At 31.0% G+C, this 13,496-nt stretch carries 16 protein-coding genes and 1 tRNA gene; 16 read left to right on the top strand and 1 reads right to left on the bottom strand.

What is annotated here, in order from left to right:
• Window positions 1-57 precede the first annotated feature (57 nt).
• The 15 genes from NST87_RS10070 to NST87_RS10000 all read left to right on the top strand — a co-directional run bounded on the left by NST87_RS10070 (window position 58) and on the right by NST87_RS10000 (window position 12,475).
• A complete protein-coding gene (locus NST87_RS10070; protein ID WP_340721670.1) occupies window positions 58-942 on the top strand; it encodes a primase alpha helix C-terminal domain-containing protein in 885 nt (294 codons plus the stop codon).
• A gap of 28 nt (window positions 943-970) precedes the next feature.
• A complete protein-coding gene (locus NST87_RS10065) occupies window positions 971-2,440 on the top strand; it encodes a virulence-associated E family protein (RefSeq protein WP_340721776.1) in 1,470 nt (489 codons plus the stop codon).
• A gap of 305 nt (window positions 2,441-2,745) precedes the next feature.
• Entirely contained in the window at window positions 2,746-3,087 is a 342-nt protein-coding gene (locus NST87_RS10060; RefSeq protein ID WP_040030201.1) for a hypothetical protein, read from the top strand.
• A gap of 313 nt (window positions 3,088-3,400) precedes the next feature.
• Window positions 3,401-4,039 (top strand): hypothetical protein, encoded by a 639-nt coding sequence (locus NST87_RS10055; RefSeq protein WP_340721669.1) that lies wholly within the window; start codon window positions 3,401-3,403, stop codon window positions 4,037-4,039.
• Between the two features lie 12 nt (window positions 4,040-4,051).
• A complete protein-coding gene (locus NST87_RS10050; RefSeq protein ID WP_040030199.1) occupies window positions 4,052-4,507 on the top strand; it encodes a hypothetical protein in 456 nt (151 codons plus the stop codon).
• A 1,502-nt stretch (window positions 4,508-6,009) separates the two neighbouring features.
• Window positions 6,010-6,432, top strand: coding sequence for a DUF3102 domain-containing protein (locus NST87_RS10045; protein ID WP_340721775.1), 423 nt, complete (start codon window positions 6,010-6,012; stop codon window positions 6,430-6,432).
• Between the two features lie 5 nt (window positions 6,433-6,437).
• Window positions 6,438-6,944: a phage terminase small subunit P27 family gene (locus NST87_RS10040; protein WP_040030197.1), complete on the top strand. Its 507-nt coding sequence runs from the start codon at window positions 6,438-6,440 to the stop codon at window positions 6,942-6,944.
• 365 nt (window positions 6,945-7,309) lie between these two features.
• On the top strand, window positions 7,310-7,846 hold the full coding sequence (locus tag NST87_RS10035; protein ID WP_340721668.1) for a spore coat protein: 537 nt from the start codon (window positions 7,310-7,312) through the stop codon (window positions 7,844-7,846).
• Window positions 7,843-8,169 (top strand): hypothetical protein, encoded by a 327-nt coding sequence (locus NST87_RS10030; protein WP_107385302.1) that lies wholly within the window; start codon window positions 7,843-7,845, stop codon window positions 8,167-8,169. Before NST87_RS10035 ends, NST87_RS10030 begins: the two co-directional genes overlap by 4 nt.
• Window positions 8,162-8,509 (top strand): hypothetical protein, encoded by a 348-nt coding sequence (locus tag NST87_RS10025; RefSeq protein WP_280561361.1) that lies wholly within the window; start codon window positions 8,162-8,164, stop codon window positions 8,507-8,509. Before NST87_RS10030 ends, NST87_RS10025 begins: the two co-directional genes overlap by 8 nt.
• A gap of 394 nt (window positions 8,510-8,903) precedes the next feature.
• Complete coding sequence (locus tag NST87_RS10020) at window positions 8,904-9,095, top strand: hypothetical protein (protein ID WP_019469459.1); 192 nt, start codon at window positions 8,904-8,906, stop codon at window positions 9,093-9,095.
• An 81-nt stretch (window positions 9,096-9,176) separates the two neighbouring features.
• On the top strand, window positions 9,177-9,509 hold the full coding sequence (locus NST87_RS10015; RefSeq protein WP_019469458.1) for a DUF1722 domain-containing protein: 333 nt from the start codon (window positions 9,177-9,179) through the stop codon (window positions 9,507-9,509).
• Between the two features lie 127 nt (window positions 9,510-9,636).
• On the top strand, window positions 9,637-9,816 hold the full coding sequence (locus NST87_RS10010) for a hypothetical protein (protein ID WP_071562172.1): 180 nt from the start codon (window positions 9,637-9,639) through the stop codon (window positions 9,814-9,816).
• A gap of 1,238 nt (window positions 9,817-11,054) precedes the next feature.
• Window positions 11,055-11,537, top strand: a complete 483-nt coding sequence (locus NST87_RS10005) for a hypothetical protein (protein WP_340721667.1) — start codon at window positions 11,055-11,057, stop codon at window positions 11,535-11,537.
• A gap of 98 nt (window positions 11,538-11,635) precedes the next feature.
• The gene (locus NST87_RS10000) at window positions 11,636-12,475 is read left to right on the top strand and encodes an aminoglycoside 6-adenylyltransferase (RefSeq protein ID WP_340721666.1); all 840 of its coding nucleotides are present in this window, start codon (window positions 11,636-11,638) and stop codon (window positions 12,473-12,475) included.
• Between the two features lie 179 nt (window positions 12,476-12,654).
• Here NST87_RS10000 and NST87_RS09995 read toward each other — a convergent pair.
• Window positions 12,655-12,726 (bottom strand) — tRNA-Arg (locus NST87_RS09995).
• A 150-nt stretch (window positions 12,727-12,876) separates the two neighbouring features.
• Between NST87_RS09995 and clpP the strand changes: the two genes are divergently transcribed.
• Complete coding sequence (gene clpP, locus NST87_RS09990; protein ID WP_019469455.1) at window positions 12,877-13,461, top strand: ATP-dependent Clp endopeptidase proteolytic subunit ClpP; 585 nt, start codon at window positions 12,877-12,879, stop codon at window positions 13,459-13,461.
• The last annotated feature ends 35 nt before the right edge of the window (window positions 13,462-13,496 follow it).

Here is a 13,496-nt window from a genome sequence, read left to right as displayed (position 1 = left end):
TTATATATTAATTATACCATTTCATGCCTTGTTTTTACAGTAGGAGGGGCAAAATAAATGGGCTTTGAACAAATAAAATTGCAGCATGATTTTAAATTAAAAATTATCGAGTACAAAAATTTATATTCCGATTCATTTGCTCAAAATAACGATGTAATGTGGTCGGAATGGCTTAATAGAATACAAACGCCAATGAATAACGATGATAAATATAAACGTGGTTTAGTCGTTTATGGAGATGTAAAAGACATGGAAAAAGACGGCAAAATCATTCAAAAGTACCGTAATGATGAAAACATTATAAACAGAAATACACTTGCACTTGATTATGATGATATCACTGATTTCAAAGGGTTATACAGTGCTATTTGTAAGCAATTAGAGGGCTATTCTTGGGCATTCCATACAACCTATAACCATACTACAGATAATCCTAGAGTACGTCTTATGCTGCCTATAAATGAACCAGTGAGTGCAGATGATTATAGGAAGTATACGCAAGCATTAGCGCAGAAAATTGGCCACAAAATTGATGAAGGCAGTTTCCAACCTTCAAGAGCTATGGCGCTACCAGTAAAGCCAGATAAGAGTATACCATATATATTTAAATATAATGATGCACCTGCAATCACTATAGGTGATTTAAATGAGTTGTCGAGAAATATCGATAGCCAAAAAAATAAACCAATTACTATTAATTATTCAAACCAATATAAAAAACGTGATTCGTCTTATTGGCGTGATCTTGCGTTTGGTGTAGGAGAAGGCGAACGTAATCAAGCGCTAGCATCAATTAGTGGATACCTACTGCGAAGATATGTAGATGCCAACCTAGTATATGGCCTTGTGATAGCGTGGGGCAAATCATGTAATCCACCTATGGACGATGGAGAGATAAACAAAACATTTAATTCAATACTCAAAAAACATATGAGCAACTAGAGGGGGACGGGATATGACAGTAGAGGAAATGGAAGTAACACAAGATGAAATTTTTGAAAATATGAAAAAATTACAAGAAACGAACCAACAACAAAATTGGCAAAGTAGACTAATAGCTAATAATAGTGGTACAGGTTATGCTAAATACTTTTACAATGGTGAGTTGATTCTTGAAAATGATGAAAGTATTAAGGATTTAATCCAATATGATTTGATGGAATATAGAATAAAATTAAAGCGATTTCCTTATTGGCGTAAGAAAAGTGATAAGCGCTATTACTGGTTAGATTATGATTCTAATGAAATACAACGCCATTTTGAGACAAATTACGGTATTGATTTTTCAGATGATAAAATTCTAAAAATGGTTATGCACGAAGCATATGCTAACAGTTATCACCCTATCCATTCCATGATTGAATCTAAAGAATGGGACGGCGTAAAAAGAGTTGATGATTTACTAATAAAATATCTTGGTGCAGATGATACGAAATATGTGCGTTCGGTAACTCGTAAAACATTAGTTGGAGCCGTAGCACGTGTTTATAAGCCTGGATGCAAGTTTGACACTGTATTAACGATAATGGGTGGTCAAGGGTTAGGAAAGTCAGAGTTATGTAAGAGATTAGGAGGAGATTATTACAACCCTTCTATAGGAAAGTTGAAAGACGATGAAGATAAGAAAAAGTTACAGGGTAGTTGGATTTGTGAGCTTGAAGAATTAGAAGCACTAAAAAAATCCACCACAGGTGAAGCTAAGGCTTTTATTAGTACACCTATAGACTATTACCGTTCTTCGTATGGTCGATTAGTTGAACCCCACCCTAGGCAATGTATTTTTATAGGAACAACCAACGATGCTGAATTTTTAAAAGATAGTACAGGAAATAGAAGATTTTTGCCAGTAGTCGTGGGCCAAAATAATAAGACTGGCGATTTATTTGAGGATATGACTTCTGAATTTGTCCAGCAAGTTTGGGCTGAAGCTAAATACTATTATGATGAAGGCGAAAGTTTAATACTTGACGACAAAGATTCTGAAACAGCATTAATGTTACAAGAAGCTCATACAGAAGCAGACCCTTACCAAGGTATTGTTGAGGAAATGATTAAGAAACCTATACCATCAGATTATTGGTATAGATCATTAAATGAAAAGCGTTGGGTTATGAGTGAATATGTAGATATAGATTATATAAAAACTTATGACGATGGTAAAACAATAGAATTGCCAAATATTAGACCTGGAGCTTATGAGTGGCGAGATAAAGTATCTGCACATGAAATTTGGCATATAGCTTTAAAAAACGACAGAATACCTAAACGCAGTGAATTGAGACAAATAAATGAAACTTTAAGAAATAGTATATATACCACACAAGAACATGACAAATTAAGGTTCGGTGACGGTATAGGTAGAGTTAAAGGATTTACGGTTGATTTAAAACCATATCACGAAGAATTACACGAGAATTGTTGTGGATCGTCTGGTCCATAACAATGGAAAGTGACTGTCACTCTGTCACTGTAGTAAAAAGTCTAGGGTGACACCTTGAGTGACAGGATAAATGTTGATATACCAACGTTTATAGGGTCACTGTCACTCTGTCACTCTAATAATTAAGGTAAAAGTTGAAAATATAAAAGCATATATTTTAAAAGTGTGGGTTTTTTTTAGGGTGACACAGTGACACTTTGGCCTGAATGCATGCGGCTCTAAGGCTCAACCTGTCACTCTACGCTATTTTAATAAGGGACCGTCACTTTAATAGAGTGACAGCATATGATATTAGGAGGACAACAATGGATAAAAATAATATTAAACAAAAAGTATTTGAATATGTAGATGGCCATGAAGAAACATCGTTTGTAGAAATTGAAAGGGTTTTTGAAGAACATGGTTTCAATTATGAAGGTGATCTAACTTTAACTGGTACAAATAATGAAACACTTATATTATGGATCAATTGGAATAAAGAAGCTATTGAGGTTGTTACGGAATTAATGGCTGAAGAAAAAATATATATGGATGCATGTCAGCCGTTATATTATCTAATTGATGGTAAAAGCATAAATTTACCAATTCCTAAAAGAGCAGGCACTAAAAAACCACATTGGCTACCAGTAGCTTTTTCCACTTTATAAAATATGTAAAAAAATGCTATAAAAAACATCGCAAAAAGCGCTTTTAATCCAGTCGTACCATGTGTTTAAGGCGTTTTTTATGGTATAATATAAGTATATTCAAAATACACAAAATGAGTATAAATTCATATAAGAGGTGATGAGCTGAATCACCAAAATATTGCTTATAAAATTATGATGACACTTCCTGCAAATGTGAATAAGGTATCGGATAGATATATTAGTTCATTGGTAAGAAAACATACTAGGAAAAAGAAAGATTTTATCGAAGTAAAACGCATAATAAATCAAAAACGAAAGAAGGCATTTAATTATGGTAAAAACAGTACAAGACAATACAATCAATATCTTTGATAATCAAATTTATGATAAGGGTGTTAAGGCAAAAGAGATTAAACAGAAATACCATCAGCTAACAAATCGTATTAAACAGCTTAATAGTAAAATTACACATTACCAAAATAATGATGAATTTGCAGAAGCAACAAAATTAAAAAGTCTACAATCAGATTTAGAACAGGAATTAATCGAAGTCGACGAACAACTTAACTCATCAGATTATAAAGTAACTGAAGAAGAATTTGACCAGTTCTACAAGGCATACAACAAAGAAATGACAGGATTTAAGGATGAACATCAAAAACTAGCGAAAGAGATGCAGGATAAACTGCAAGATGTTGTGAAAGTGTATCGTAAAATGATTGAGAATAAAAATGAGGCTGGTCGTCGTATATCTCGTGAACGTTATGTTAAGCAAGAGAAAAATAATCCTGGTAACATTTACAACCAGTATAAAGGCCAAATGCTAGACCATGAAATTAATTTAGGTGATGGCAACAAGTACAACGAACAAACGACTCCTAGAGGCTATGCATGGCAACTGGAGAAAGCATTAGATACCGTTTCTCGTGATGAGTTCCAAAAATATCATTATGGCAAGAAACAATGGTAAGGATGTGAGTATATGCTAACAACAATCAAACAATCAGATAATAACGTTAAATATAATAAGCAAAAGAATCGAATTACAGTACAAGCACTTACAACTGATAAACCTGTAGAAATGGGAACGACCAAAACAGTAGATCCTAACTATCAGACATTTAAACCATATGAGTTAGATAACAATGTATTTCAAGCATTAAAAGACAATGACAAGCTATGTGTGATGTTAGACAACAATAAAGATAGTAATATCCTAGCATCGATACATCGTGGCAATTTAACAGTGGTAGTCAATAAAGGACTGTATGGACTGTCTATAGAAGTGGATGACAAACCAATTATGCAAGAATTTATAAAGTTAGTGCAGCATAACAAAGTTAAGAGTGTACAAATCTATACAGATGAAGTGACATCGATGAATAAGCTCATTGAAAAGATTGGTAAAATAAAAGCAATTTCTATTAATACTAGATAATATAAAGTAGCATTATGACGGCGTTCATGGTATAATATAGATATTAAAGATATACTAAATCTTTAATGTTGAGCGCTCAGTATTAAAGTCTAAATTAGCCATTGGGCATTTAACTCCTTGTTATTTTCATTAGTTCCTAGTTCTTCTGTACGTTGGTTTAGACCATCACTATTAATTGGTGGTGGTCTTTTCTTAAAGTATATATGTGAAAGTAATCACAATGATATATTTGGAACGCATTCAATGTGTAGCAGATACTTCAACATAGTATATAAAAGCACATGCAGTTATAAGACCCAAGTATTAAAGGTGCAGGCAAATAATGAGCATAGATAATAAAGCGCCATCTGTTATAAAGTGCCCAAGCATTAAAGACACTGTGTATTAAAGCACACTGCTTATTAAGGTGGATAGTTTAGAGGACTGCACAATAAAGTACGCAGTGATTAAGCTACCTACATTAAAGGTCGGGTTATTAAGGACACAGTTTATAAGGTCACTACTTTTAGTATAAGGATTAGATCCAACTAATGAGATAGTTCACACAGAAGTTTCATTGTGATTGTTCATCAACATTCAAAGAGAAGAAATGAATTGTAATTGATATTTGATTTCTAATTAAGAATGATTAATCCAATTAAGATAAATTGTTTAAGTTAATTCATTTGTTGAAGTTCAATTGTTGATTGAGTTCAGAAGATAAATGATTTCATTTGTTGAATCAATTCAGTTAAGAAGTTCATTAAGAGAAGAAAGTAAATGTAAAAAGTAATTTCAGATTTGAATTACAAAAAAGTTTTAAAGAATTATTTTCAAAATAATATTTCTAATTTCAAAATAAAAATTAAATTCAAAAATCAAAATGAGATTTAAAAATATAAATAATAATTGTTGTTCGTAAAGTGATAAGCAAGAACAATGTTAGAAGCAATTAGGAGATACAAAACGTTATAACTAAGCATGAATACTTTGCATTATACAATGCCATTTGTAGCCATTTAGAGAGCTATACAGAGCATACATTTATTATTTAGTTTTTAGGTACTCAACAATCTTACATGTGGCTTAAATGGGCTTAGAATACGTTGTATGAAAAGAGTAAAAAGTAACTAAATTTAGATTGAAAATAAATTAATTTTGCCCAGTAGATAATTAAAGTAGTGGTGGAAATTTTAACGGATAGATTAATTTTATCGGCAGTGAAAAAAATTTTCGGATTGAGATTCAAAAAATAAATTTCAAAAATATTTTTGGCGGGGCTTCGAACAACGCCCGTCACATCAAGGGTTGAGAACAACGAGCCCGTCTTATCTGGAACCGCATCTTGAAATGAAAAGTTAAAATTGTGTAATTTTTCACAACATATGCAGGCGATATAGATTAAATTTAAGTATATAACGCCCTATTATCAAGATAATCATGTTCTCAACGCAATATAGGGCTTTTCTCAGTAGCGATTATCGATGAATTAGTAAAGTTTTTAAAACCAATATGGTCAATCGATATTCGAAATTGGTCGAAGATTAAAGCATGTGAAAGAAAATGACCTAGCACATGGCGAATTTATGAATTGGGTTAGAAAGATAGGAATGAGTCAAGCATCCGCTAATAAATTTATGAAGATTGCAAATGATCCACAATTAAATTCTTCTCCGGCGAAGAATTTAGGAGTAACTGTTTTATACGAAATAGCAACTTTGCCAGAAGAAGAACGAAATAAAGAATATATCACTTCTAGTGGCGAAGTTAAGACACCAGACGAAATGACACGAAAAGAATTACGCGAATTAAAAAAGCAAATCAAGCAAGAACAAGAAGAAAAAGCCCACCTCGAATCCCGACTTGAACAAGCACAACGTTCTGAATCAATTGCACGTAAGCAACTAGAGGAATATATTTCAATACATAATATTTATAGGAGATGATATAAATGTCACAGAGAAAACTATTATCACAACAAAAAGCTTATCGTACCAAAGATGTACAAGAACAAAGAAATGCGACTGAGAAAGCTATGAATGAGCTTACACCTTTATCAAAAGAGCCACCCGATTTTTTAGACGATGATGCTATTCAAGAATGGTATAGAGTGCTTCCACTTATTAATGAATTACCTATAAAAGATTTAGACAAAGGTCTGCTTGCTACTTATTGCCAAACATATAGTAACTACAAAAATGCCACACTCAAAATTCAAGAAGAAGGTATGGTAGTTGTGACTGAACGTGGAAGTAAGCTCTCACCTCATTACACAATACAAAGGGATAGCGTGAATACAATGAACGCCATATGTCCCAAATTAGGCTTAACTGTTGAGGCACGTCTCAAGATTATGGAACCTAAGACAAAAAATGAGTATGATCCTGTAGGTGATTTTGTGACAGGTAAGAAGCCTAAATCAGTATATGAAGAGTTTGGCATAGGCAAAGATGACTGATAGGTTAGAAAACTTTGGGGAATTGAGCTGTTACTCTTTTTTGAGTAATAGCTACATAATCAACATTTTTAAATACTTATCTAGCTATAGACAAAAATGTCCGTTACTACATAACTATTTTTGTTATCTACTTAGGTTGTGACGTTTTTGGTATACCCTTTAATCTTAAAATATATGATGCGTAATTTTAGCAAGAGTCAGAACGACAATTAATTGGAATGTATAAACTAATAAATAGCAAATCTCGTTGCACAAACTTAAATATATAATAATGCGTGCCAAATTTTGGTAAGAAATGGATTTCTGTAACTGTTGCAGAAACTTATAAGCGTTTATATAACTATATAAAGAAATGAGGTTATAACATGCATCTAAAACCCTGTAAGCAAGTATTAAGATATTATCCTGCAGAAAAGATAACCGAATACGAGCTATTAACTGCTTATAATCCCATGTTTATTAATCGTAAAATACAAACCATTGAAGAACAAATCGAATGTATGTATAGCCTTAATACGTCGCACATGACATGTGATGATGTGATGGGTGTAGTCACAACTTCATATCCTTTAGAAAAGTTAGTATGTTGGATTGTTGAGAAAAAAGACGAGCTGGATAGATATAAAAAACAATCAAATAAACGACTAAATTTGGTTAAAAAGCTAATCAAACACTATCCTTCGTATGAACAAAAGGCTATCATTCAATACATGCAGTCAAATGGCTCATATAAGCCACACGAAACGATTGAGAAACTGCAGAAAGATTTATATCAAGTCCATCATAAAAACCGTTCACAACGGCGTGAGAAGCACATACAAGCCAATAAAGTGATTTATAATGACTATATCGAAACAAAACGTGAAAGCCTGCAAAATGAACGTGAGGTGCTTGCCATATGATTATTGAGTATCAAGATGTGAACTATAAAATGTTATCCAAGTATATGTTGAACTATCACAGACTTTGTGACTGGTACATCAACAGACCTCATAACGTCAATGACCTTCAGTACCGAAATATATGTGATATGGTTAAAGGTATAACTGCTGTATATAATGATTCTTCTTTATTAAAACAACAAGTTATCAAGTTGACGTGGTGGGACAAGGAAACCTTATCAGATGACGTTATTTGCGACATTATCGGTATTAAACAAAGAGCATTGTTGCGTGCTAGAACGTCTATATTAGATCGATTGGCGAGTGAAATCGGCTATGTATGATAAAAAGACGATTAAACAGTTTATATTGAGCTGCCACGAGCATATTAACGATGATTATGAAGATAAACCCATTGAAACAGATGATTTCTTTGAGGTAGGTGCTGAAGTTGACCATAAGCGTATAGATCAAATGAATACAGAAGATGCGATATTTTTAAACGAGCTAGAATTGGCTGCCGAAACAGTAGGAACATTCAAAGAGTTTAATTTGTTTTTACTGATGGTAGAGGGGAAAACTTACAAAGATATGGCTCGTATATTCGAAGTAGGCGAGCAGAGAGTTAAGCAGATGTTAGACAAGTTAATAGTTAAAATGATTAAATATTTGCAATATAACTAAAATTGTATATAATAGGTAATGGAATCACTTATCACTTTCTTACGAATACACACTAGACGACTTTTAAAGTCGTCTTTTTATTTGGTTATTAATACAACTAAATTTTTTAATCACATTAGAGTGAGTATAGAATAGGCTTATTCTGATATTTAATGCTATAGTAAACTTACATACAGCTATATATATTATTTTATAATTATTAATTTTTGCTCATACCAATTGCCAAAGTAAGTTACGGGGTGGTTATATGCTTGATAGTTCAATGTCATGTTAAAATATATTTATCAGTTTTTTAGCATCATAACTCTTAATTTACAAGGCAGACAGTCTAGTCTGTCTTTTTTTATTTAAATATATGAACTAGAGTTCTATTATATTTACGAGGTGATTATAAATGAAACTCAATTTAGACTGGAATAAAGAGTTTCAAGAGTTTCAAGATATTTTGAATTCAGGAATAAATCCCGAATGGTTATATAATGCTAAAGCAAATTTGATACTTAATCCAGCATATACTGGACAAGGTAAACAATTTTTCTTTACTAAAGATATTATTGAAGCCAGTAAAAGAATTCCTTTTTATTAAATTAAATATTGAAAGTAGGTATTTAAAATCAATAAACGACTTCAAAAAGAAAAACTATGGAGTAGATATAAATATGAAGTTTTGTGGCATGATCACAATACTTATAATGACATTAGATATTTGATGAATAACGATGCTGAAATCGAATTAGTTCAGCAAAAAATTCAATACGCATTAAGTAAGAAACCATCTAAAGGTTCAATAATTAATGCCTTTTGTCATATGTGGGGGTATTTCAAAAAGATAAGCACCGAACAAGAAAAACAGAAATTTATAAAATTAAAAACAGATTTTGAAAATCAATTAATAAATGAAAGGAATTTAATTGATTTTATTAAGAGGTTAGCTGATTTATATGAAGTTTCTTATTTAAAACAGTCCTCTATTATAAGTGATCTAAATCTAAATAGGTGAGTATAGTTTATAGGTAGTTATTATAACTTTGATCTGCTTTTTAATATTTAAATTAATTTAATATCTTTATTGCTATTTATGTTATACATTCGATTATATTACAAATAAATAACCAAGGAGATTATATATGGATTACAAAAAAGAAATCAATAAAATAGGTTGGAACTCAAAAGAAGTAGAAAATAGAATCGAAAGTTTAATAGATGATGGATTTATAAGTTCAAAAGAAAATGACAATGAAAATATAGAGAATCTTATTGAAAAAGAAAGTGATAACTCTACACTAAATGAATTTTTAAATAAATAAAAAACCTATAGGCTTATTTCATATAAATTTGTTAAGTGTGTTGACTGATTTGATTATATTATTACAAGAAAAAATCCAGACCAGAAAGACCTTATAATCTATAGTATGTTAATTATAATTATATGTTTAATGGCCATTTTTACAATTTGACACATTATTTTAAATTATGCAATTTAAGAAGAAAAGACAAGCGCAAAGCCTGTCTTTTCTTACTTGTGTGTTTTAATAATAATAATAATAATAATAAAGGAATGTGAATTGTATGTCTATTTACAAATTATCATTTCCTCATAGTTTGGTCAAGCAAAATAAAAACACTCACCTGTTGGTGAGCGTTAGTAACTAAATTTATCATTACATGCTCGTTGATTGTCATTTTACTTAGGGATTCTATTAACAAAAATAATTTTCGAGTTAGACAAAATTGACGCATTAAATATCCCCTAATATATGTATTTTAATTAGTTGATGCAACGCAGACCAAATGTTAAAACTATACATTAAGGTTATTTGATAACTTTGAGCAAATTTTAAGCGTGATGTTATACATTTGGATTTGAATATATTAGAGAACTCTAAATTGAAGAGTCTGTAAAACAAATTACTCATATCTGAGTGATTTAAATTATCCAACTGGTAATAACTATAACAACACTTGTAAAATAGAGAGGACGTAAAATGCTAATCCATAAGGAGTGAATGAATCATTAGGGCAGACCAAAAGCCAATTTGCCCCCCCAGATTTGTAGACTCGGTGATTTTTTACCTGTTCTTTATTACACTATTACTTAAAATTGAGTAACAGCTCAAAAAAGTGCATGTACTAATGAAAACTCTAGTTTTAATATTGTTTATGTTTCTATATATATGAATATATGTTTAGCAATATAAAAATGGTAATAAATGTAATAATAAGTTTGTAAATCCCATACTTCTCTATCTTATAAAAGGTAGGGATGTATTTTGCGTTCTGAGAGAAGATTTGTGTTGTATTAAGAAGTTATAAGATGGATAATTATATATACAATACTTATATAGGATGAATTGTAAATGAATGAGATTTGTTTTTTATAATAGAATTAAATGACGGTACATTTTTCGTGAGTATGTAGAAAACGTTTGGAAAATTGATGAAAGTTTAGCTTTAAAACGGTTTGATAAAAGTAATAAAAAAGCGTTACAGAGTTAGGGCGTTACAGGAATTAAATCAAAACGAAATATCAGCTATAAAGGAAGATATGACAAAGAGCGAAGCACTTAAATTCGTAAGAGACACTGCTGTTAAAAGAAGAACTTTAAATAAAAATCAAAAGTTAAATGTTGTTCTTAATACCAAAGATTTAATAGAAGAATTGCAAGAGAAATCAAAAGAAAATAGATTAGCAAATTTGAAACAAAACAAACCGAAAAGCCCAGTTGAACCTATCGGTAAAAAAGTCAAGACACCAGTAAAAGAAAACGCTGAATTGGCTAAATTAGCAGGCGTTTCTGAAACAACATTAAAAAGAGCTAAGAAAGTAAAAAAAATCAGTAACATTGGTCGTACAAAAATGTTTAACCAAAATTATGTACTCAAAAATGATTGTGTAAAAAGTACGCACACAAAAAAGTTTATGTGCTATTACTCAAAAATGAGTATGAGGTTTGGTTTCTCAAAAAAAGAGCAACCAATGTACACAGTCAAAAATGACCACGTACTATTGCTCAAGAATGGACGATAGCAAACGAACAAAATTGTCTGATTGTACAACCGTAGTTATAACTACACATATAAGACAGTTACAGACAAAAAAGTCCATAACTAAATGTGAGGTGTCTAATGAGAACAGAAAAAGAAATGTTGGGCTTAATTCTTAATATTGCTAAACAAGATAAAAATATAAAAGCAGTATGTATGAATGGGTCTAGGGTTAATGAAAAAATTAAACCCGATATACATCAGGATTTTGATATTGTCTACATTGTTGAAAATTTAGAAGATATAATTGCTGATTTGGAATGGATAAATCAGTTTGGAAATAGAATAATAACACAGTTTCCAGAAGCGCAAGATTTATATCCATCTGAATTAGAAGAACGTTATCCAATATTAATGCTATTTGATGATTACAATCGAATAGACTTAACATTATTATCGAAAAATAAATTATCTGAATATTTGGTAGAAGATAAATTAATAAAAATACTTCTTGATAAAGATAATTTGTTACCAAAAAACAATAGTGTTAGTGAAGCAAGTTATTGGATAAGCAAGCCATATCAGAAATTGTTTGATGAATGTATAAATGAGTTTTATTGGGTTTCTACCTATGTAATGAAAGGTATATGGAGAAATGAGTTGCTTTATTCAATAGATCATTTGAATATATGTAGAAGAATGCTACTTTTAATGCTTGCATGGGATAAAGGTTATAAATTTGATTTTCAAGTTAATTTTGGTAAGAGCTTTAAATACTTGCCTAATTATTTAGGATCTAATAAAAATAGTGAATTGACTTCCACTTATCCTCATTTAAATACTAACGAAATAAAAGAAGCATTATATAAAATGACTGAAATGTTTGAGTATGCTGCAGTAATGGTCAGTAAGAAGTGTAAATTAAATTATGATACAGAAAACTATGCAGAAGTTAAGAAATATATTGGTTTTAATAATTAAAGTTCGTGCATAATGAGAGAAGTATTTACAAAACAATTGATTTTATAATGGGGACTAAATGGGGGCGCGAAATTCAAAACGTATCAAAACGAATGATACTATAAAATATAAAAATACCGACACCACAAGTGTTTTGACGACTAGTGATATCGGGTGAAAATGAGAAAATAACTTATTAATCCCCTCGAAGGGAATCGAACCCCTATTCTAAGAACCGGAATCTTATGTGTTATCCATTACACTACGAGGGGTAAATAACAATAATATTAGTGTACAAATCTTATAAGTGTTGGTCAACAATAATTTATACAGTTTAAGGAAATTCTAAGCGTTATTTTTTGACCATATTTGACTTTTAGGTTAAAATAAATTTATCAGTTAGAAATAAGGAGGCAATATTAATGAATTTAATACCTACAGTAATTGAAACTACAAACCGTGGGGAACGTGCTTATGATATTTACTCACGTTTATTAAAAGACCGTATTATTATGTTAGGTTCACAAATTGACGATAATGTAGCAAACTCTATCGTATCACAATTATTATTTTTACAGGCACAAGATGCTGAAAAAGATATCTATCTTTACATTAACTCACCAGGTGGTAGTGTAACTGCTGGATTTGCTATTTACGATACAATCCAACACATTAAACCAGATGTACAAACAATTTGTATCGGTATGGCAGCATCAATGGGATCATTCTTACTTTCAGCAGGTGCAAAAGGTAAACGTTTTGCATTGCCTAATGCTGAAGTAATGATTCACCAACCATTAGGCGGTGCACAAGGTCAAGCAACTGAAATTGAAATTGCCGCTAACCATATTCTAAAAACACGTGCTAAATTAAACAAAATTTTAGCTGAACGTACTGGTCAATCAATTGAAAAAATTGAAAAAGATACTGACCGTGATAACTTCTTATCAGCAGAAGAAGCTAAAGAATACGGATTAATCGACGAAGTTATGGTGCCAGAATCATAATATTTTGCATAAGTAAATTAGGATAAACAGATTAT

Origin of the sequence: Staphylococcus sp. FSL W8-0271 (assembly GCF_038006605.1) — a bacterium.
Taxonomy (GTDB): domain Bacteria; phylum Bacillota; class Bacilli; order Staphylococcales; family Staphylococcaceae; genus Staphylococcus; species Staphylococcus cohnii.
Note: the sequence above shows the minus strand (reverse complement) of the source record. Positions and strands in the feature narration are given on the sequence as shown.